This window comes from Streptomyces avicenniae (assembly GCF_000719135.1).
GTDB lineage: Bacteria > Actinomycetota > Actinomycetes > Streptomycetales > Streptomycetaceae > Streptomyces > Streptomyces avicenniae.
On record NZ_JOEK01000001.1, the window covers coordinates 199,863 to 220,660 of the forward strand.

Annotated in this window: 18 protein-coding genes; 12 read left to right on the plus strand and 6 right to left on the minus strand. The window is 74.3% G+C overall.

All coding sequences use genetic code 11. The features are described 5' to 3' along the window. Positions 1–17: 17 nt before the first annotated feature. The 7 genes from IF27_RS00930 (at position 18) to IF27_RS00960 (ending at position 10,286) form a co-directional block, all read left to right on the plus strand. A complete protein-coding gene (locus IF27_RS00930; RefSeq protein ID WP_052847287.1) occupies positions 18–1,562 on the plus strand; it encodes an ABC transporter substrate-binding protein in 1,545 nt (514 codons plus the stop codon). Further along, the gene (locus IF27_RS00935; RefSeq protein WP_223290859.1) at positions 1,559–2,584 is read left to right on the plus strand and encodes an ABC transporter ATP-binding protein; all 1,026 of its coding nucleotides are present in this window, start codon (positions 1,559–1,561) and stop codon (positions 2,582–2,584) included. Before IF27_RS00930 ends, IF27_RS00935 begins: the two co-directional genes overlap by 4 nt. After that, positions 2,581–3,393 carry an ATP-binding cassette domain-containing protein gene (locus IF27_RS00940; RefSeq protein ID WP_052847288.1) on the plus strand — a complete coding sequence of 271 codons (813 nt, stop codon included), beginning with the start codon at positions 2,581–2,583 and terminating at the stop codon, positions 3,391–3,393. Before IF27_RS00935 ends, IF27_RS00940 begins: the two co-directional genes overlap by 4 nt. Then, on the plus strand, positions 3,390–5,462 hold the full coding sequence (locus tag IF27_RS00945; protein ID WP_052847289.1) for an MGH1-like glycoside hydrolase domain-containing protein: 2,073 nt from the start codon (positions 3,390–3,392) through the stop codon (positions 5,460–5,462). The genes IF27_RS00940 and IF27_RS00945 overlap by 4 nt, the downstream gene beginning before the upstream one ends. 54 nt (positions 5,463–5,516) lie before the next feature. Further along, positions 5,517–7,130 (plus strand): FAD-dependent oxidoreductase, encoded by a 1,614-nt coding sequence (locus tag IF27_RS00950; RefSeq protein WP_052847290.1) that lies wholly within the window; start codon positions 5,517–5,519, stop codon positions 7,128–7,130. After that, positions 7,130–8,092: a dihydrodipicolinate synthase family protein gene (locus IF27_RS00955; protein WP_052847291.1), complete on the plus strand. Its 963-nt coding sequence runs from the start codon at positions 7,130–7,132 to the stop codon at positions 8,090–8,092. The genes IF27_RS00950 and IF27_RS00955 overlap by 1 nt, the downstream gene beginning before the upstream one ends. 64 nt (positions 8,093–8,156) lie before the next feature. Continuing rightward, positions 8,157–10,286 (plus strand): golvesin C-terminal-like domain-containing protein, encoded by a 2,130-nt coding sequence (locus IF27_RS00960; RefSeq protein WP_052847292.1) that lies wholly within the window; start codon positions 8,157–8,159, stop codon positions 10,284–10,286. Positions 10,287–10,333: 47 nt separating this feature from the next. Here IF27_RS00960 and IF27_RS00965 read toward each other — a convergent pair whose 3' ends face one another. Together IF27_RS00965 and IF27_RS00970 are read right to left on the minus strand one after the other, a co-directional pair. After that, a complete protein-coding gene (locus IF27_RS00965) occupies positions 10,334–12,106 on the minus strand; it encodes a TerD family protein (protein ID WP_052847293.1) in 1,773 nt (590 codons plus the stop codon). Between the two features lie 36 nt (positions 12,107–12,142). Continuing rightward, complete coding sequence (locus tag IF27_RS00970; protein ID WP_052847294.1) at positions 12,143–12,766, minus strand: TetR/AcrR family transcriptional regulator; 624 nt, start codon at positions 12,764–12,766, stop codon at positions 12,143–12,145. A 130-nt stretch (positions 12,767–12,896) separates the two neighbouring features. Between IF27_RS00970 and IF27_RS00975 the strand changes: the two genes are divergently transcribed. Next, positions 12,897–13,685 (plus strand): SDR family NAD(P)-dependent oxidoreductase, encoded by a 789-nt coding sequence (locus IF27_RS00975; RefSeq protein WP_052847295.1) that lies wholly within the window; start codon positions 12,897–12,899, stop codon positions 13,683–13,685. Positions 13,686–13,811: 126 nt separating this feature from the next. Here the strand turns inward: IF27_RS00975 and IF27_RS00980 are convergent, their stop codons facing one another. Continuing rightward, positions 13,812–14,258 (minus strand): SUKH-3 domain-containing protein, encoded by a 447-nt coding sequence (locus IF27_RS00980; RefSeq protein WP_052847296.1) that lies wholly within the window; start codon positions 14,256–14,258, stop codon positions 13,812–13,814. Between the two features lie 4 nt (positions 14,259–14,262). Continuing rightward, positions 14,263–14,631 carry an SUKH-3 domain-containing protein gene (locus IF27_RS31985; protein ID WP_190232748.1) on the minus strand — a complete coding sequence of 123 codons (369 nt, stop codon included), beginning with the start codon at positions 14,629–14,631 and terminating at the stop codon, positions 14,263–14,265. A gap of 427 nt (positions 14,632–15,058) precedes the next feature. Between IF27_RS31985 and IF27_RS00990 the strand changes: the two genes are divergently transcribed. Then, on the plus strand, positions 15,059–16,012 hold the full coding sequence (locus IF27_RS00990; RefSeq protein ID WP_052847298.1) for a TIGR03621 family F420-dependent LLM class oxidoreductase: 954 nt from the start codon (positions 15,059–15,061) through the stop codon (positions 16,010–16,012). 18 nt (positions 16,013–16,030) lie between these two features. Here IF27_RS00990 and IF27_RS00995 read toward each other — a convergent pair whose 3' ends face one another. After that, complete coding sequence (locus IF27_RS00995; RefSeq protein ID WP_052847299.1) at positions 16,031–16,456, minus strand: hypothetical protein; 426 nt, start codon at positions 16,454–16,456, stop codon at positions 16,031–16,033. Between the two features lie 65 nt (positions 16,457–16,521). Here IF27_RS00995 and IF27_RS01000 point away from each other — a divergent pair, with 65 nt between their 5' ends. Beyond that, the gene (locus IF27_RS01000) at positions 16,522–17,166 is read left to right on the plus strand and encodes a TetR/AcrR family transcriptional regulator (RefSeq protein ID WP_052847300.1); all 645 of its coding nucleotides are present in this window, start codon (positions 16,522–16,524) and stop codon (positions 17,164–17,166) included. Between the two features lie 11 nt (positions 17,167–17,177). On the opposite strand, the gene IF27_RS01005 is transcribed toward IF27_RS01000, so the two are convergent. Further along, a complete protein-coding gene (locus IF27_RS01005; protein WP_223290860.1) occupies positions 17,178–17,723 on the minus strand; it encodes a TetR/AcrR family transcriptional regulator in 546 nt (181 codons plus the stop codon). Between the two features lie 239 nt (positions 17,724–17,962). Between IF27_RS01005 and IF27_RS01010 the strand changes: the two genes are divergently transcribed. Together IF27_RS01010 and IF27_RS01015 are read left to right on the plus strand one after the other, a co-directional pair. Next, positions 17,963–19,078, plus strand: a complete 1,116-nt coding sequence (locus IF27_RS01010) for an FAD-dependent monooxygenase (protein ID WP_052847301.1) — start codon at positions 17,963–17,965, stop codon at positions 19,076–19,078. Positions 19,079–19,238: 160 nt separating this feature from the next. Beyond that, the gene (locus IF27_RS01015) at positions 19,239–20,741 is read left to right on the plus strand and encodes an MFS transporter (protein WP_052847302.1); all 1,503 of its coding nucleotides are present in this window, start codon (positions 19,239–19,241) and stop codon (positions 20,739–20,741) included. Positions 20,742–20,798 lie beyond the last annotated feature (57 nt).

Below are 20,798 nucleotides of genomic sequence, written 5' to 3' on the forward strand. Positions count from 1 at the left end.
CGACAGGAGAAACACCCATGAACGACAGCAGCGAACGGAGAACCGGGCGGTTCACCGGCCTGGCCGCCGCCCTGGCGGGCGTCGCCGTGCTCGCCGCCTGCTCGACCACGACCAGCGGCGGCGACACCGAGGGCGCGGGCGGCGGCGGCACGGGCGAGCTGACCGCCGCGGGCACGTACCCCATCGAGAGCCTCGACCCGCACGGCGCCCAGGGCGCCTCCACCGGCACCCAGTTCGCGGGCCAGGCCCTCTTCAGCCGCCTCGTGAAGCCCGCCCCCGACGGCACGCTGACCGGCGACCTCGCCGAGTCCTGGGAGCCGAACGCCGACGTCACCGCCTGGACGTTCACCCTGCGCGACGGCGTGACGTTCAGCGACGGCTCGCCGCTGACCGCCGAGGACGTCGTCGCCTCCTTCGACCGCATGATGGAGCTGAACGGGCCGAACGCGGGCAACTTCCCCGAGGCCACGATGACCGCCGCGTCCGACACCGAGGTCGTCCTCACGACGCCCGCGCCCGACGCGTCGATCCCCGGCAAGCTCGTCCTCTTCTACGTGCTCCCTTCCGGCATCGCCGCCGACGACACCGCGTTCTTCAACGACCCGGTCGGCTCAGGCCCGTTCACCGTGGACGGCTTCACCCCGGGCGAGACCCTCGAACTCGCCCCCAACCCCGACTACTTCGGCGACACCCCGGCGACCGACCGCGTCGTCGTCCGCAACATCCCCGAACTCTCCGCCCGCCTCACCGCGCTGCGCACCGGCGAGGTGGACGTCGTCTGGGGCATCCCCGACGACCAGCTCGGCGTCCTGGAGGGCGACGACGGCCTCACCGTCGAGACGGTCCCGAGCACCGCCGAGTTCACCATGTGGTTCAACTCCTCGGTGCCCGCCCTGGAGGACGCCGCCGTGCGCCGCGCGCTGTGGCAGGCCGTGGACTTCGCGACGATCATCGAGCAGCTGTACCCGGAGACGGGCGAGCCGGCCACCGCGCCCGTCACCCCCGTCGTCCTCGGGCACGCCCCGCAGGAGCCCGTCGCCTTCGACCCCGAGGCGGCGCGCGCGGCCCTGGAGGACGCCGGGTTCGACTTCTCGCAGACGCTGCGCCTCCAGTTCGCCAACGCCGAGTTCCGCCCGTTCCTCCAGGCGGTCGCCTCCGACCTGGAGGAGATCGGCGTCCGGGTCGAGCCGCTGGAGAAGGAGCAGGCCGTCTTCACCGAGGACCTCCTCGCCCTCAACTGGGACATCAACTTCCAGCAGCTCGCCACCCCGACGTTCGACGCCGCGAGCAACCTCGGCCGCCTCTACACCTGCGACGCCGCCCGCACCGGCTACTGCAACCCGGAGCTGGACGACCTCCTCGCCCGCGCGGGCGGCAGCGCCGACGAGGCGGAGCGCACCGACCTGTACGGCCAGGCCAGCGAGATCATCTGGAACGACGCGGTCGGCATGTACCCGATGACCGTCAGCATCGCCTACGCCTGGAACGCCGACCTGGAGGGCTTCACCCCCGACCCCAGCGGCCTCCCCGACTTCTCGACCGTCACGGACGGCGGCTCGTGACCCGCGCCGCGACCGCCCGCGCGGCCACGGCCGGTGACGCGGCGGCGCGCGAGGCGTCCGCGCTGACCGTCACCGACCTGACCGTCACCCTGCCGCACCCCGGCGGCCGGGTCCGCGTCCTCGACGGCGTCTCGTTCGACGTGCCGCCCGCCACCACCGTCGGCCTGATCGGCGAGTCCGGCAGCGGCAAGAGCATGACGGCGGGCGCCCTCATGGGCCTGCTCCCCGAGGGCGCCACCACCACGGGAGGGGTCGTGTGGCGCGGCACCGACCTGCTCACCGCCGACGCCGCCCACCTGCGGCGGGTACGCGGACGGCAGATCGCCATGGTCTTCCAGGACCCGCTGGCCGCCCTCAACCCGACCCAGCGCATCGGCCGCCAGGTCGGCGAGATCCCGCGCCGCGACGGGCTGTCGCGCGCCGAGGTGCGCCGCCGCGTCATCGACCTCCTCGACCGCGCCGGGATACCCGAGCCGGAACGCCGCATGCGCGCGTACCCGCACGAGTTCTCCGGCGGCCTGCGGCAGCGCGCCGTCATCGCCATGGCCCTGTCGGGCAACCCCTCGCTGCTGCTGGCCGACGAGCCGACGACCGCCCTCGACGTCACCGTGCAGGCGCGCATCCTCGCGCTGCTGCGCTCGGTGCAGCGGGCCGAGGGCCTGTCGATGCTGCTCGTCAGCCACGACCTGCGGGTGGTGTCGCACGTCGCCGAGCGCGTCGTCGTCATGTACGCGGGGCGCGTCGCGGAACAGGGCCCGGCCCGCGAGGTCCTGCGCCGCCCGGCGCACCCCTACACCCGCGCGCTCGTCGCCAGCGTGCCCGCCGTCCGTACCCGTACGGCGCTCGCCGACCCGCTGCCCGGCGCGCCCGCCACCCCGGCCGCGCGCCCGTCGGGCTGCCCGTTCCACCCGCGCTGCCCGCTGGCCCGCGAACGGTGCCGCACGGAGGTGCCCGCCCCGCGCGCCGTCGCGGACGGGCGGCGCAGCGCCTGCCACTTCGCCGAGGAGGTGCTCGGATCGTGACCGCCCTGCTCGACGTGCGCGACCTGCGCGTCACGTACGGGCGCCGCCGTGGCGCCTTCCGCGCCGTGGACGGCGTCAGCCTCACCGTCGCGCCCGAGGAGACGCTCGGCCTGGTCGGCGAGTCGGGCTCGGGCAAGACGACGGTGGCGCGCTGCGTGGCCGGGCTGATCAGGCCGGACGGGGGCGGCGTCCACTTCGACGGGCAGCCGCTCGGCCCGGTCGGACGGCGGCCCGCCGCGCTCCAGCGCGCCGTCCAGATGGTGTTCCAGGACCCGAGGTCGTCGCTGAACCCGCGCATGACGGTCGCCGCCGTCATCGGCGAGGCGTGGCGCACCCATCCCTCGGCCGCCCCGGGCGGCGACCGCGCGGAGGCGCTGCACCGGCTGCTCGCCGACGTGGGCCTCGACGCGTCCACCGCGTCCCGGCGCGCGGGCGACCTGTCGGGCGGCCAGTGCCAGCGCGTCAGCATCGCGCGGGCCCTGGCGGTCTCGCCGCGGCTGCTCGTCTGCGACGAGGCGGTGTCCGCGCTGGACGTCTCGGTGCAGGCGCAGATCCTGCGGCTGCTGGACGACCTGCGGCGCGAGCGGAAGCTCGCCCTCCTCTTCATCTCGCACGACCTCGGCGTCGTCCACCAGATCGCCGACCGCGTCGCCGTGATGCGGCGCGGCGAGGTCGTGGAGGAGGGCCCGGCGGGTGACGTGATGAGCGCGCCGCGGCACGAGTACACCCGGGCGCTCCTCGACGCCGCACTCGACCTCGACGACGGCACACCCGAACAGACCGGCACGACAAGGGACTTCCCCGCATGAGCCACGAAGACCTCCCCCACGCCCCCGCCCCCGTGGGCTGGAACACCTGGGACGTCCGCGTCCACACCGGCATGAGCCACCTGCCGTCGGGGCTGCGCGTCCGCTTCGGCGTGCTGGCCCCGGACGGGCCGGTGACGGACGGTTTCACCTGGCGCGACGGCCTGGTGCGCCTCGGCCCGCACAGCCTCGACGGCGCGTACGCCGAGGCCCGCGTCCGCGCCGAGGGCCACACGCTCGGCCTGCTGCTGGCCGGAGGGCCGGGCGACAGGCTGCACGCGCGGCTCGAATGCGCGGGCGAGGCCGTGGTCGTCCTCGACGGCTTCGACGGCGCCCCCACGGAGGTGGTCGAGGCCGGGGGCGTCCGCTGGCGGATCGACGTGCCGCCCACCGCGCGGCCCCTCGCCGTCCCCGGCGCGCTGGCCTGGCGCTGCGCCCCCGGCGACACCGACCTGCGCATCGCCCCCGACGGCACCCCTGGCGGCGCCGCCGACACCCCCGGCGTCCTCGCCGACCGCCGCGCCCGCGCCGACGCCGAACTCCCGCACTCCGGCGGCTGGCTGGACGACTCGGCCGACGCCCTCACCCGCGCGCTGACCTGGAACGTCATCCACGTCCCCGCCCTCGGCCGCGTCCTCACCCCGACGTCCCGCGACTTCGTCTCCACCGAGCGGCGCGGCTTCTACGGCAGCTGGGCCCTGCACGCCTGGGACACGTTCTTCACCGGCCTCGCCGCCTCCACCGTGGACCGCGACTACGCCCGGGGCGTCTTCACCCAGATCCTGCCGCACGCCACCGACAGCGGGATGATCCCCAACCGCGTCTCCGACGACCGTGGCCGCACCGACGACCGCTCGCAACCGCCGGTGGGCGCCCTCACCGTGCTGAAGGCCTACCTGGCCGGCGGCCTGTCCGACGCCACGCGCGACCGGCGCCTCGTCCGCGAGACCTTCCCCGCCCTCCTCGCCTGGCACGACTGGTGGCACACCGCCAGGCGCGGCCCGCACGGCCTCCTCGCCTGGGGCTCCGACCCGATCGCGGGCGACCCCGAGTCCGCCACCCTCGACCGCGCCAAGCGCGAATCCGGCCTGGACGACTCGCCGATGTACGACCACGCCGCCTACGACCCGGCGACCCACTGCATGGACCTCGCCGACGCCGGGCTCAACGCCCTGCACATCGCCGACGCCGACGCCCTCGCCGCGCTCGCCGACGTCCTCGCCGCCCACGACACCGCCGCCCGCCTGCGCGCCGAGGCCGCCGACGCCCGCACCCGCGCCGACGCCCTGCTGTGGTCCGCCGAACAGGGCGGCTACCGCAACCTCACGGCCGACGGCACCCACGACCCGCACGTCTCGCCCACCCTCCTCTACCCGCTGCTCGCCGGGCTCCCCGACCCCGGGCGCGCCGCCGCCCTGGCCGACGCCCTGCTGGAGCCCGGCGTCCTCGGCGGCGACCGCCCCCTCCCCAGCACCGCGCGCGACGACCCCGCGTTCGCCGCGACGTACTGGCGCGGCCGGATCTGGGCCCCGATGGCCTACCTCGCCGTCGAGGGCCTGCGCCGCAGCGGGCTGACGGACCACAGCCGCGCCGTCGTCCGCGCCCTGCTGCGCCTGTTCCTGACGGAGTGGCACGAGCACAGCCACGTCCGCGAGAACTACCCGGCGCACAGCGGCGAGAACCTGACCGGCCTGCCCGCCCGCTCCGACGGGCTGATGGCCTGGGGCGGCCTCCTCGCGCTCCTCGCCTTCGGCGAACTGGCCGACGCCCGCGAGGACGGCTGGCGCTTCGCCCACCCCGGTGAGGCCGCCGCGCTCACCGGCCTGCCCCTGGGCGAGGGCCGCCTGTCCGTCCACGCCGACGACGACGCCCTCACCGTCACCCTCGACGGCGGCGAGCTGCTGCGCGCCGCGCCCGGCGTCGTCGTCACCGGGTACGTCCGCGACGCGGACCACGTCACCGGCACCGCCCACGGCCACGGCGACCTCGCCGTCACGCCCCCGGACGGCGGCCCGCCGCTGCGGCTGACCGTGCGCGGCGCGCCCCTGCCCTTCCGCCTGCCGCGCGCCTGACCGCGCGCCCACGAACCCCCACGCCGCAAGGACACGAGAGATGAGGACCCGTACGTGAGCACGAACACGGCGCCGACCGCCGACATCCTGATCGTCGGAGGAGGTCTCGGCGGTGTCGCCGCCGCGCTCGCCGCGCTGCGCAGAGGCAGGACCGTGCTGCTCACCGAGGAGACCGACTGGCTCGGCGGCCAGCTCACCAGCCAGGGCGTGCCGCCCGACGAGCACGCCTGGATCGAGCAGTTCGGCGCCACCCGCAGCTACCGCGCGCTGCGCGACGCCATCCGCGACCACTACCGCACCTGGTACCCGCTGACCGAGGAGGCCAGGGCACGCCGCGACCTCAACCCGGGCGAGGGCCGCGTCTCCCGCCTGTGCCACGAGCCCCGCGTCGCCGCCGCCGTCGTGCACGCGCTGGTCGCGCCCTGGACGTCCGCCGGGCGGCTGCGCGTCCTGTACGGGCACCGGCCGGTCGGCGCCGAGGTGGACGGCGACCGGGTGCGGGCCGTCGTGGTCGAGGGCCCGGGCGGCGACCGGCTCACCCTCACCGCCCCCTACGTCCTGGACGCCACCGAGCTCGGCGACCTCCTGCCGCTGACCGGCACCGAGCACGTCACCGGCTTCGAGTCCCGGCACGACACCGGCGAGCCCAGCGCCCCCGACGAGGCGCAGCCCGCCAACATGCAGGCGTTCTCCTGGGTGTTCGCCGTCGATCACGTCGAGGGCGAGGACCACACCATCGACCGCCCCGCCGGGTACGCCGACTGGGCCCGCTACCAGCCGCCCGGCTGGCCGGGGCCGCTCCTCAGCCTCACCGCCCCCGACCCGCGCACGCTGGAGACCGTGCAGCGCGACTTCGTCCCCAACGCCGACTCGGGGCCGGTCGTCGCCGACCAGAGCAAGGACCCGGGGGACAAGGAACTGTGGGCGTTCCGGCGGGTGTTGGCCCGCTCCGTGCTGCGGCCCGGGTTCGCGCGCAGCGACGTGACGATCGTCAACTGGCCGATGATCGACTACCTGCCGGGGCCGCTGATCGGCGTGGACGACGCGGAGCGCGACCGGCACCTCGCCGGGTCGAGGGAGCTGAGCATGAGCATGCTCTACTGGCTCCAGACCGAGGCGCCCAGGCCCGACGGCGGCACCGGCTGGCCGGGGCTGCGGCTGCGCGGCGACGTGCTCGGCACCACGGACGGCCTGGCCAAGGCCCCGTACATCCGCGAGTCGCGCCGCATCGTCGCGCGGACGCGCGTGGTGGAGCAGGACCTGTCGCTGACGGTGCGCGGCGCGGCGGGCGCGGTCGCCTACCCCGACAGCGTCGGCGTCGGCATGTACCGCATCGACCTGCACCCCTCGACGGGCGGCGACACGTACATCGACGTCGCCAGCTCCCCGTTCCGCATACCGCTCGGCGCGCTGCTGCCCGTACGGCTGCGCAACCTGCTTCCCGCTGGCAAGAACATCGGCACCACCCACATCACCAACGGCTGCTACCGCCTCCACCCCGTCGAGTGGAACGTCGGCGAGGCCGCGGGGGCGCTGGCCGCGCACTGCCTGGAGCTGGGCCTCGAACCCGGCCAGGTGCAGGAGAGCCCCGCGCTGCTCGCCGACTTCCAGGGCGAGCTGGTCAAGGACGGCGTCGAGCTGGACTGGCCCCGGATCGAAGGTTACTGATGCCCCCGCACGCCACCCCGCCGTCCGCCACCCCGCCGCCGCCCGCCGTGGACGGCCGCCGCCTGCTCGCGGGCGTCATGGTCCCCCTCGTCACGCCCATGTCCCGGCCGGGCGTCCCGTCCGCCGAGGGCGCGTACCCGCTGCTCGGCGCGCTGGCCGCGGCCGGGGCGCGGGCGCTGATGCTGCTCGGCAGCAACGGCGAGGGCCCGCTGCTGCCGCCCGGCCGGGAGCTGACCGACTTCGTCCGGGGCGTCCGTGACCGCTGGCGCGACCTCACGGGCGACGGCCCCGTCCTCGTCAACGTGACGGCCGCCGGCACCGCCGACGTCCTCGCGCGCGCCGACGCGGTGCTGCCCGCCGGGCCCGACGCCCTCGTCCTCAGCCCGCCGATCTACTTCCACCACAGGCCCGACGAGATCCTCGCCCACTACGCGGCGCTCGAAGGCGTCGGCGCCCCCGTCGTCGCCTACAACGCCCCGCGCTACAGCAACCCGCTGACCCCGGCGCTCCTCGACGACCTCACGCGGCTGCCGCACGTCGTCGGCGCCAAGGACAGCTCGGGCGACACCGACCTGCTCACCCACCTGATCGCCGCCGCGCGGCGGCGCCCCGGCTTCGGCGTCAGCCAGGGCGCCGAGCACCAGGCGCTCGCCGCCCTGCGCCTCGGCGCGGACGGCATCGTGCCCGGCATCGCCAACCTCGCGCCACGCCTCGCGGTCGCCCTCTTCCGAGCGCACGAAAACGGGCGCCCCGAAGACGCCGAACGGGCCCAGCACTCCCTCGACGCGCTCCTCGCACTGCACACCGTCCGGCCGGGCGTACCCGCCGTGAAGACGGTCCTCACGGCGCGCGGCCTGTGCACCCCGCACGTCGCCGCGCCGTTCACGCCCTGCACCCCCGACGAACGCGACCGCCTCCTCGCGCTCCTCGCGCCGCACGAGGAGCACCTGATCCGACCCTGACCGCCCCGACCCCGCCCCAGCCCCCGACCGCCCGCACCGTCTTGCCGCACAGCAGGGGAGAACCATGCCGACATCAGAGCCGATCCCGCATGCCCGCCTCAGCCGCAGAACGTTCGCCCTCGGCGTCGCCGGAGCCTCCGCCGCCGCCGCGCTCGGCCCGCACCCGCAGGCATTCGCCGCACCCGCGCCCGTGACCCCGACCCGGCGCGCGGCCGGTGCCGGGGCCGCGGCCTTCTTCCACGAGACGACCCTGTGGGACTCCGCGACGGACCCGCTGGAGAACTACCACGTCCACGCCCTGACCGTCCTCCCCGACGACACCGTCCTCGCCGTCACCGAAGGCCGCCACGAGGTCTGCGACGCGGGCCCCCGCGACCTCCTCCTGCGCCGCAGCACGGACGGCGGCGACACCTGGGGCCCCACCCAGACCCTCGTCGCCTCCGAGGACGGCGCCTCCTGGGGCAACCCCGCCCTCCTCGCCGACCGCGACACCGGCACCGTCTTCTGCTTCTACATGCTCTCGCTCCGCCTGCCGGAGAACACCTCCTGCTCGGGCGACATCGGCGACCTGTGGATGATCTCCAGCGACGACGCCGGAGTCACCTGGAGCACACCCACCGCGCTGTCCGGCATGTTCGAGCACTTCCCCTACGACTGGGCGCTCCACGGCCCCGGGCCCGGCCACGGCATCCAGCTCGACACCGGACGCCTCCTCCTCAACTGCGCCCACCGCCGCGTCATCGTGGGCAACACCGTCGCCGAACGCTTCTACGGCGTCTCCACGATCTACAGCGACGACCACGGCGCCACCTGGCAGGCGGCGGGCGAGATCCCCGTCTCCGTGGACTACCCGATCAACGAGGCCCGGCTCTTCCAGCGCACGGACGGCACCGTCGTCGTCAACGGCCGCTCGGCGGCGGGCGGCAACCGGCAGCGCATCGTCGCCGTCAGCGCCGACCGCGGCCTGACCTGGGCCCCGCCCGCGCTCGACGGCGCGACCGGCACGTTCAACGCGGTGGACGCCTCCCTCGCCCGCTACACCGGCGGCCCCGGCAGCACGGAGCCGAGCCGCATCCTCTTCAGCCGCCCCGACTCGCCCGTCCGCGCCAACATGACCGTCTCCGTCAGCTACGACGAGGGCCACTCGTACCCGTACAGCCGCGTCGTCAACGCCAACCGCTCCTACTACTCCGACCTGGCGCGCCTGTCCGACGGCACGATCGTCATGCTCTACGGCTGCGAGGGCGACATCGCCAGCGCCCCGCGCAAGGTCAACGTCGCCCGCTTCTCCCTCGACTGGCTCACCCAGGGCCGGGACTCCCTCGCAGAAGGCCCCGGCCGCACCGAGCAGTTGATACCGCTCGCCACCGGCGGCCAGGCGACCGGCGGGACGTTCACCACCGTCGCCGACCCCCTGGCGCGCGGCGGGGCGCGCGCCGTCCTCACCGCGTCGGCCACCGGGGCCCGGCTGCGCCACACCTTCACCCCCGACGAGCCGGGGAACCACCAGCTGTGGCTGCGCTACCACCGGGGCGCGCAGGGGGCGTCGGTCACGGTCACCGTGGACGGCGCGCGGCCCCGTACGGCCGTCATCGACACCACCCGCGAGAACGCCGACGGGTACGACATCGCCTACCTCGGCACCGTCGCCCTCACCGGCGGCGCGCACACCCTCGACCTCACGGTCTCCGCCACAGGACGCGGCGGCGGCCTCGTCCTGGCGGCCGACGCCCTCGGCCTCGTCCGCGCGCCGCACGCGCCGGACGTGCGCGAGGAGGTCGTCGTGGACAACGACGCGCTCGGCTACCAGGTGGTGAGCGGCACCTGGTCGCCCGCCACCGGCACCCCGGGCTTCTGGGGCGGCAACTACCGCACGGCGCCCGCCGGTACGGGCGGCAGCGTCGTCCGCTGGCGGCCCGTCGTCCCCGGCACGGGCAGCTACCGGATCGAGTACTCCTACGCCCCGCACGCCAACCGCGCCCCGGACGCGCCGTACACCGTGACGCACGCGAACGGCAGCACGACCGTCCGCGTGGACCAGCGGGCCGCCGGGACGCCCGACGCCCGGGGCGGCACCTGGGCGTCGCTCGGCACGTTCACGCTCACCGCCGGGCTCGTGACCACCGTCCAACTCAGCAATGACGCGGGCGGGTTCGTCATCGCCGACGCGATCCGCCTCATCCGCCTCCCCTGACCCCCGCCACGGCGGGCCCGGCCCATCCCGGGTCAGGCCCGCCGTGATCAGTCCTCGATGTCCACGCCGTAGCCACGCGCGAGATCGGCCAGCCCGTGGTCGTAACCCTGGCCGACGGCGCGCAGGCGCCACACCGGCCCACGCCGGTACAACTCGGCCAGGACCAGGGTGCGTTCCGTGGTCGCCGCGTCGAGCGTCGAGCGCACCAGCGGCGTGGCGCTCGTGCCGGGACCGGCGGAGATCTCGACGGCTCCGACGTCGCCGAACGTGGCCGTGCCGTCGATGGCGGCGGCGATCACCACCTTGTGCGCCGAGGGAGGCAGCGTCGCCAGGCTCACGCTCACGGTCTGTTCCGTCGGGCCGTCGCCGAAAAGCCGCACGGTCCCGCCCGGATTCTCCGGCGCGCCGTAGAAGACGAAGTCCTCGTCGAACGCGACGTGTTCCTCCTCATCGACCACGAAGGCGACGACATCGATCGCGCATGCCGTCCCCTGCGCCCAGGTGGCCGTCACCGTCCAGGGCGCCTCTCGCACCTGGTCGCCCGGAAGGTCCACCACACCACCGCGCGGTACCACCCCGGGAGCCTCCCGGCGCGCGTGCGCGCGCGGGCCCGGCGCGTCGAGCCAGGCGGCGTCGTGGACGGGGATGCCCCGAGAGGCGATCCGGCCCATACGCCGGTCGGCGTCGCCGCCGGGGAGCGAGACGACGTCGGTGACGCTCGCGGACACGTTGACCGCAGCGGCTCCGCCCAGCTCGACGACCCGCCCGCGGACGGCCACGGCCTCGGTATGGCCGCCGCCCAGGACCAGCACCCGCCGCCCGGCCAGCGGCCTCTCCGCCGGGACGACCGTGTCCCGTACGTCCCGCGTCCCGCTGACCGGCGAGTCGCCCGACCGCTCGTGCGGCACCCCTGGGCGCACGTCACCCAGCAGCCGTACGAACGTCGCCTCGTCGAGGACGGGCACTCCGCACTCCGCCGCACGCCGTGCCTTCCCGGACGCCGAGGCAGGCTCGTTGCTGACCAAGGCGCTGGTCAGCCCGCTGACCGAGGTCACCACGTTCAGCCCGGCGGCGACGGACCGTCCGACCAGTTCGGCGCGGGCCGTCTCGGTCCAGCCGGTGATCGCGACCTTCATGCCCTGCACCAGTGGCGCGCCGGGCAGCAGGCGGCCCGGATTGCGGTACGCGCACGGGGACTTGGGCGGTTGCGGCATGAACCGCGCGTCCTGCCGGGGCGGGCAATCGACAAGGGGGAGCGGGACGCCGAGACGCGCGGCCTCGTCCAACGTCGCCCGGAGGATCCCCGCCAGTACGCGTGTGTCGTCCAGCGCGTCGTGTGCCTTGACCTGCGGAACGCCGTAGTACGCGGCAAGCGTGCCCAGCCGCAGGTCGTCCGTCGGGGGATCGACACGCCGGTTGAGCGCCAGGGTGCACAGCCGCCGGGTCACCGGCAACCAGGAGCGGGCGCGCGCGAACTCATGCGCCAGGAAGTCGTAGTCGAACTGGGCGTTGTGCGCGACCAGCACGCGCCCCTCCAGCATCGCCGCCATCCGCCCCGCGACCTGGTCGAACGTGGGCGAGCCCCGCAGCCTCTCCCGTGTCAGCCCGTGGATGTGCACGGGCCCGGGGTCACAACCCGGGTCCAGCAGTGTCGAGAACTCCTCGGCCACGGTGCCGTCGGGCCCGAGCGTGACCACGGCCACGGAAAGGACCCGGTCCCGGCGCGCGATCAGGCCGGAGGTCTCGACGTCCACCAACGCCCACTCGTGGGCGTGCGCGCGTTCAAGTGAGGTCTGGAGCAGAGGAGATGCGAGGGACATGTCAGCAGAATGGTGCGCCCCCACCGAGTCCTCAACCTACTCGACCATTCGTCCCGGTAGATCCTCTCCCGCGGACCTGAGCTGCGCGATGTGCCAGTCGAGCGCCGCCTCAAGGTGGGTGATGCGGCCGGTGGACAGCATGATCGACACGCCGCCCTGGATGGCCGCCAGCAGCGCGGCGGCGGCCTGGTCCACGTCGATCGACGCGGGCAGCCGCCCGCCGTCGCGCAGCGCGCGGATGCCGGTGGCCAGGTGCTCCTGCCACTCGGCGAGGAGCTGGACGACGACGGCCCGCGCGCCCGGCGTGGAGCGGCCGATCTGGGCGTACAGCGAGCCGAGGGGGCAGGTGTCGCCCTGGGCGCGGTAGCGCTCGACGACGGCGTCGCGCCAGCGGTACCAGGCGTCCCAGGTGTCGAGGCAGCCGAGGTGCGGCTGCTGGTCCTCCAGGACGCGGCTGCCCTCGTAGCGCGCGACGGCGAGGAGGAGGTCGTCCTTGCCGCCGGGGAAGTAGTGGAAGAGCTGGCTCTTGCTCGTGCCGGTGCGCAGACGGACGTCGTCCAGCGTGGTGACGCTCGGGCCGCGCTCCCGCAGGACCTCGGCGGCCCCGGCGACGATGCGCGCCCGCGTGGCCTCGCCCTTGCGGGTCAGAACGCGTTCCATCGGTGCTCCCCTCGGACTGGACCGGTCGGTCCACTGTACCGCCGGGTTTCTGGACTTGCCGGTCCACTTTTTTCGCCGCATCGTGGGGCTCGTCCCGGCGGAGCGCCGGGCCTACGGAAGGAAGCGTGCGATGCAACTCCAGCTCGACGGCAAGCGGGCGCTCGTCACGGGATCGAGCAGCGGGCTCGGCGAGGAGACCGCCAGGGTGCTGGCGGCCGAGGGCGCGTCCGTCGTCGTCCACGGCCGCGACGAGGCCAGGACCGCGGCCGTCGCCGAGGCGATCCGCGCGGCGGGCGGCACGGCCGCGACCGCCGTGGGCGACCTCGGCACCGACGCGGGCGCCGACGCGGTGGCCGCCGCCGCCCTCGCCGACGGCCCGATCGACATCCTGGTCAACAACGTCGGCACCTACGACATGTCCCTGGACTGGTCCACCGCCACCCCGGAGCACTGGGCCGCCCTCTACAACACCAACGTCCTCTCCGGTGTCCGCATGATCCAGCGCCTCGTCCCCGGCATGCGGGAACGCGGCTGGGGGCGCGTCATCCAGGTCAGCAGCGTCACCGGCGAGCTGCCGCAGACCTCCCAGCCGCACTACGCCGCCGCCAACGCCGCGCGCACCAACCTGGCCAAGTCCCTGGCGCGCGAGCTGCGGCACACGGGCGTCACGTCGAACGCCATCGTGGCGGGCGGCATCCTCGTCCCCTCGGTCAAGAAGATGCTGACCGACCTCGGGCGGCGGAACGGCTGGGGCGACACCTGGGACGAGATCGCGGCGAACGAGAACACCCCGTTCGCGGCCAACGACGTCGGCCGCACCGGCGAACCGCGCGAGTACGCCGACCTCATCACGTTCCTCGCCAGCCCCCTCGCGAACTACATCACCGGCTCCGCCCTCCGCATCGACGGCGGCTGGTGACGCGCGTCCGTCCGTCCGTCCGGACGGACGGACGGACGACAGGGCCGGGTCACACCCCTCCGTGGCCCGGTCCTCCGGTGGCCCCGGCACCACGCGGCCGTCACGACCGCCGGTCAGGCCGCGAACTCACCGGTACCCGACGATGAGTTTGTCCAAGGCCTGGTCGCCACTCTCCGCGAACCGTCCCACACTGTCGCGTCCGCAGTAGACCGCGCCGTCCTCGGCCATGCCCAGGAAGAGGTCCCGCCGGGCCATCACGCCGATGGGGTACAGATTCGTCCCCGTTTCCTCGCTCATGGACTCGTAGATGTCCGCCTCCCACTGCCCTTCGAGCGGATCGATCGCGAACGGCGCGATCGCCATCGTGACGCCCTCTCCCGACGCGTCGAAGGACAGGCCGCCGAACTCGCGGAGGAAGTCCCGCGCCGCGTCATGGATCTCGAACGCGTCGCTCTCCCTGAGCGTCTTCTCCCACTCCTCCGTGGAAACACGCCGTTCCGGGGTCCACCCCGCTTCCCTGAGTACGCGCTCGGTCTTGGGCGCCCAGCGCTCGGGCCCGGCCTCATCCATCATCAGGTCACTCCCGTGAGGCAGTACTGGTCGGCGGAACGGCTGGGGCGACACCTGGGACGAGATCGCGGCGAACGCGAACACCCACGTTCGCGGCCGACGACGTCGCGCCGTGCGGCGTGACCTCCACCAGGCTTTCGAGCGCGGCGTCCGGCGTCTCCGCCACGAGCTGGACATGGTCCAGGCCGGAGTACACGGCGCCGTGCGGCGCCATTCCCGGATGGAAGTTCCCGTGGTCGGTGGCTCCGACGGGGTAGAGAGGGAAGCCCGCCTGGTCGCCGAGGTCCTCGAAGATCTCGCCGTCCCACTCGGCCGCCATCGGATCGAGCCGGAACGGGGTGCGCCCGAGAGCCTTCATGGCCGGGGCGCGTTCCACTTCGAGACCTCAGAACTCGCGCAGAAAACTCCGCGCCGCCTCGTGGATCCGGAAACCGCCGTGCTGTTCGAGCGCTTCCTCCCGAGGCGCCGTGTCCACCTGCCGTCCCTCGACCCGACCGGCGGCCCGGAGCGCCCGTTCCGTGCCGTCCGACCACCTGCGTGGGTTCTCCGCTGACGCCGAACCGGTCGAGCACATGCTGACATGAGTCGCAGACCGCCTTGATCTCCCCGTGGCGCGGATTCTCGCAGGCCCGCACATTCACCGCAGCCATGGCGCCGCCCCGGGGATCGACACCCGCTCCGACAGCGTCCGAGAGAGCTTCCGCCTCTCCACGGGGTCGGGGCCGGGGGCAAGCGCCGGTCGATCTGCTCGTCGCCGGGGTCAGCCCCTGGCGGTCCCGCCGTGACTTGGGCACGATGACGCGATGCGTCCCTTCCGCTTCCTCACCTCGGTCGGCGAACTGCACGACGGCCCGCGCCTCGCCGCGTTCGCGCGTCGCGTGGAGTCGATCGGCTACAGCGCCCTGATGTGTCCCGACCACCTCCTCGCCCAGTACGCGCCCGTCCCTCTCCTCACCGCAGCCGCCGCGGCCACCGACAAACTCCGCGTCGGCACCTTCGTGTTCAACGTCAACCTGCGCCACCCCGCCGTCCTCGCCCAAGACCTCGCCACGCTGGACCGGCTCTCCGGCGGACGCCTGGAGATCGGCCTCGGCGCGGGCTGGAACAAGCCGGAACACGACGCGATCGGCCTCCCGTTCGAGCCCGTCGGCACACGGGTCGCCAAGCTCACCGAGGCGATCCAGGTCCTCAAGGGCTGTTTCGCCGACGAGGAGTTCTCCTTCGACGGAGCGCACTGGACGATCACCGGCTACGACGCGCAGCCGAAGCCCGTCCAGCGCCCGCACCCGCCGCTGTTCATCGGCGGCGGAGGGAAACGCCTGCTGACACTGGCCGCCGAGGAGGCGCAGATCGTCGGCCTCGCGCCCCGGATCGGGAAGGACGCCGACGGCCTGCCGGTCATCGACGCGCGGAGCATCACCCTCCCCGCCACCGAGGAGAAGGTCGGCTGGATCCGCGACGCGGCGGGCGACCGCTTCCCCGGACTTGAGCTGAACTGCTACCCGACCGGCGGCCCCGTCGTCGTCACGAACGACGCCAAGGGCGAGGCCACCAGGCGCGCCGACGACCTCCGCCGCCGCACCGGCACCCGGCTCACCCCCGACGAGGTCCTCGACTCACCCCACGTCTTCATCGGCTCGGTCGCCCAGCTGACGCGCAAGTTCCTCGACCTCCGCGAACACCTCGGCATCAGCTCGTTCCTCCTGAACGACGCGGAGGCGTGCGCCCCGATCGTCGAGGAACTGGCGGGCCGCTGACCGCCGCCAGCCGGGGCGTCAGCGCGCCGAGTACTCGGAACGCGTACGCGGGAGCGCCGGGTCCGCGGTGATCAGCAGCGCGGCGAAGACCAGGGGGGCGACCGTCTGGTAGCCGACCCACACCTCGCCCCCGGCCTCGCCTCCCCGCCAGGCCACCACGAGGCCGACCAGCGCCGCCAGCGCCCAGCCGCTGTCGTACGCGATCATCAGCCGCAGGTAGGTGCCGATCGAGCGGCTGCGCATGTACGCGATCCCGATCCCGCCGGCGATCAGCAGGACGACGCCGGAGAGGGCCGTCATCCAGCCCGGTACGCCGAGCAGTTCGCCGAGCGGGACGGCGCCGACGAGACAGGCGGCGCCGAGCACCGTCTTGAAGACGCCGTCGGCGACGATCCCCGCCGACCGGTGCGTCGCCGATGCCGCCGGAGCCTGGGCCCGCGTCATGAGCGTCCTCCCCGAGGTCTGTCCCGCCACCGTAACTCGCTTACTGCGATAATGGAATTATGAGAATGACGCGGGCGGAGGCCAAGGAACGCAACCGCCGCGCCCTGCTGGACGCCGCCTTCCACGTGGTCTCCCGCGAGGGCCACCGCGCCAAGCTCGACGTGATCGCCGCGCAGGCGGGTCTGACGACCGGCGCCGTGTACTCGCTGTTCGGCAGCAAGGACGGCCTCCTGGCCGCCCTCATCGACGACCGTCTGCGCCCGCACCACGACGAGATCGCGCGGGCGATCCCCGCGGGTGCGGACCTCCTGACGGCGGTCGAGTCCTTCGCCCGCCACTACCGCCGGAGCGCGGACGCCCCCACGGCGGCAGCCGCCCTGTCCCTCCAGATCACCCTGCTGGACATGGCCCTGCACGACACCGGGCGCGGCGCGCGGTTCGCCGCGACCGTCCGGGAGCAGGAGACCCGCCTGGTCGCGCTGTTCACCGGCAGATCGCACGACGGGGGCGCCGTGACGCCGCGTCAGGCCGCACGCCTGGTCACCGCGCTCAGGGCGCTGTTCGTCGGCCTCACGCAGGGCGTGGTCCTCGGCCTCGCCCCCGACGCCGACGAGCAGTTCTTCGCCGACGCAGCCCGCGCCCTGGCCTCCCGGGCGACCCTCGTCGATCCCGGCCCCGGCCCCGACCCCGACCCGGACGACACCGTGTGACGGGCGCCCGCTCAGACGCGCGGCGCCGTGCTCCTGATCCCGGCGAGCACCACGCCGACGATGCGCTCCGCGTCGGCCCGCGTGAACGGCCGCATGCCACGGTTGACGATGAGGTGCACCGGCCCTGAGATCATCTCGCCGAGGAACGAGCTGTCGATCGGCGGCAGTTCACCCCGGGTGACCGCCGTGTCCACCCGCCGCCGCATGGCGGCCACCCGCTGGTCGAGGACCTTGGACAGCGCCTGCACGGTGGCGCTCTGGCGGGCCGGATGGATGGCCTGTTCGAGCGACTGGCCGAACGGCGTCCCCAGGCCACCGGCGAGGGCCACCAGGAAGTCCACCAGGTCGCGGTGGAGGTCGCCGGTGTCGGCGACCGAGGCGAGGTTCTCGGCGTAGTGCAGCAGGGCCTCGGCCACGAGGTCCTCACGGTCGGGCCAGTTGCGGTAGACGCTGGTCTTGTGCACGCCGGCGGACTCGGCGACCTCCTCGTAGCGGAAGCCCGCGATGCCGTCGCGCGCCACGAGTTCGACGGTCGCGGCGAGGATCTGCTCCCTCACTCGCGCGTTGCGGCCACCGGGCCGCCGTGCGGGCGGCCGGTCAGCGGTCCCGTCGGCCATCGCCGCGCCCACCTCCTGTTCTCTCCTCGGGTGCCGATTGTCGTCACGTGCGCCGTTGCGGTGCAAGCCGGTGGCGGGTACCGTCTTAAAGCAACGATCTGTTTCTTTTAGCGTCGGGCCGCCGCGTCGGCGGCCGATCCGCCCGCGCGCCCGACCGCGGCAGAACCTGGAGCGCACACGTGAAGATCCTCGTCTCAGGAGCCGGGATCGCCGGGCTCGCCGCCGCCCGCGAGTTGGGCACCCGCGGCCATGACGTCACGGTGGTCGAGCACGCCCGCCACCTCCGGCTCACCGGCACCCCCATCGACATCCGCGGCGACGCGATCGAGGCCGTGGACCGGATGGGACTGCTCGCGCGCATCAAGGAGCGGCGGGTCCTGATGTCGGCGCGCACATGGTTCGTTGACGGCGACGGCACGCCGGTGGCCCCGATGCCGCTGGCCGGGATCAACGACTCCGAGGACGACGTCGAGGTGCTCCGCGAAGACCTCGTCCGCATCCTCGCCGCCGCCGTCCCCGCCACCGTGGCGATCCGCTTCGGCGACGCGATCGAGGCCCTCACCGACGACGGCGACGGCGTGGACGTACGTCTCGCGTCCGGCGGAACGGGGCGGTACGACCTGGTGATCGGCGCCGACGGGCAGCACTCCGCCACGCGCCGACTGGTGTTCGGCCCCGAGAAGGACCATCTGCGCTTCCTCGGCGTCTACTTCGCCCTCGCCGACCACCCCGCCGAGGCGCGGTCCGACGGCGTCAACGCGATCCACAACGTCCCCGGCCGGATGGCGGGCCTCTTCCGGTACGGCGGGAGGGCCGTCGCGGTCTTCCAGTTCCGCTCCGCGCCGATCGACCTCGACCACCGCGACCCGGACGCCCAGAAGAAGATCCTCATCGACGCCTTCGCGGGCCACCGTTCGTGGCGCATCCCCGAACTGCTGGACGCGGCCCGCGCCGATCCCGGCTTCTACCTCACCTCCGCGAGCCAGATCCACCTGCCCACCTGGCACCGGGGCCGCGTCGTCCTCGTCGGGGACGCCGGGTACTGCCCGGCCTTCCTGTCCGGCCGCGGCACCTCGCTCGCGCTCACCGGCGCCCGCATCCTCGCCGAGGAACTCGACCGGTGCGGCACGGACCACTCCGCCGCGTTCGCGCGGTACGAGACCAGGCAACGGCCGTACGTCACGCGCGCCCAGAGCCGTGTCCACGGCGGTCGCGAACGCATGCTGCCGACCACCTGGGCCGCCATCGCCGCCCGCAACGCGGCACTGCGGGCGACCGCCACCGGCGCGCCCTGAACGGACGCCCGGACGCCACCGCCCGGACGCCATCGCCCGGACACCACCGCCCGAAAACGGGCGCCCGGGGGCGGGCGCCCCCACGTCCGCCTCCTCCCGAGGCGACACGACCACCGACCGCACGAGCCGTGCCGTCAGTACGCCCCGAAGGGAACCCACCGTGCAGGACACCCTCGAACAGCCCGCCCCCCGCGCCCAGGAGGACCGCTGGAGCAAGCGGCTCGTCCTCTGGGCGACCGTCCTCACCCTCGCCAACGTCCTGGCCGACCTGGCCATCGGCTCGCCCATGATGGTCCTGCCCCAACTGCTGGCCGACTTCGACACCGACCAGGCCGCCTGGCTCGGCGCGAGCGCCATGCTGGCGGGCGCCATCTGGTCGCCCCTGCTCGCGAAGAGCTCCGACCTCTTCGGCACGCGCCGGATACTCGTCGGCACCCTCCTCCTCGCCTGCGCGGGCGCGCTGGTCTGCCTGGTCGCCCCCACCCTCCCGATCTTCCTCGCCGGACGCTTCCTCCAAGGCGCCGCCTTCGCCGCGATCTTCATCACCGTCGCCCTCGCGCGCCGGATCTGCACCCCCCGGGTCGCGATGGCCCTGATCGGGCTCGTGACGTCGGGCTCGTCCGTCGTCGGCATCATCGAGCCCTTCGTGATGCAGCCGGTCATCGACGTGTTCGGCCACCGCAGCGTGTTCGCCGTGGCCGCGCTGCTCGCCGCCGCGGCGGCCCTCGCCGTACGGGCCACCATCCCGCAGGCGCCGCCCCGCGGCACCGGCCGCATCGACGTCGGCGGGGCGCTCCTGCTCGGCGGCGGCCTCGGCGCGGTGCTCGCCTACACCAGCCTCGGGAGCGACCTCGGATGGCTGTCGGCGGGCATGGTCGCGCTCCTGGCGGCCGGTGCCGCCGCGTTGACCGCCTGGGCCTCCCTCGCCCTGCGCGTCGATGACCCCGTCATCGACCTCCGCGCCCTCGGCGCCCCCCTCCTCCTGACCCTGCTCGCCCTGGTGCTGGCGGCGGGCTCCTTCCGGAGCATGCTGCAACTGACCAGCATCGTCGCCCAGGTGCCGCCCGGCCTCGGCCTCGGCTACGGGCTGGGCGACGGGGGGACGGTCGCGGTGCTGCTCGCCGCGCCCAACTTAGGCATCGTCGTCGGCGGCACGTGCGCCGGATGGATCGCGGGGCGGACGGGCCCCGCGCTGCCGCTGCTCGGCGGCATCGTCCTCGGCACGGCCGGGACGTTCGCCATGCTGGCGGGCGTGTCGGCGCTCCCGCTGGCCGTCGCCTGCGGCGCCGTGGTCGGCATGGCGGCGGGCGCGATCGGCGCCTCGGGCTACAACCTGGCGACCGGCCTCGAACCGCCCGAGCGGCAGGGCACGACGGCCGGTCTGGTGTCGGTCGTGCTCGCCCTCGGCTCGGTCGTCTTCAGCTTCGCGGGGAACGAGGTGCTCAAGGCCACCGTCGTCCCCGGGATCTCGGCCGACGGCGCGCCGGTGAGCAGCGCCACCGGCGTCCACTCCTACGTCGTCATGGCGGGCGTGCTCTTCGCACTCGCCGCGGTGCCCGCGATCGTCCTGGCGCACAGGCGGCCCGCCGCGTCGGACAGGGCAGGGACGCCGCGGCGCCCCGAACACCCCGAGCACCCCGCCACGGACCGGGCCGCCGTCTAGGGCTCGTCTTCACGGGGGGCGTCCGGCCGCTCGCGGCGTCCGGTGCGTGCGAGCGCA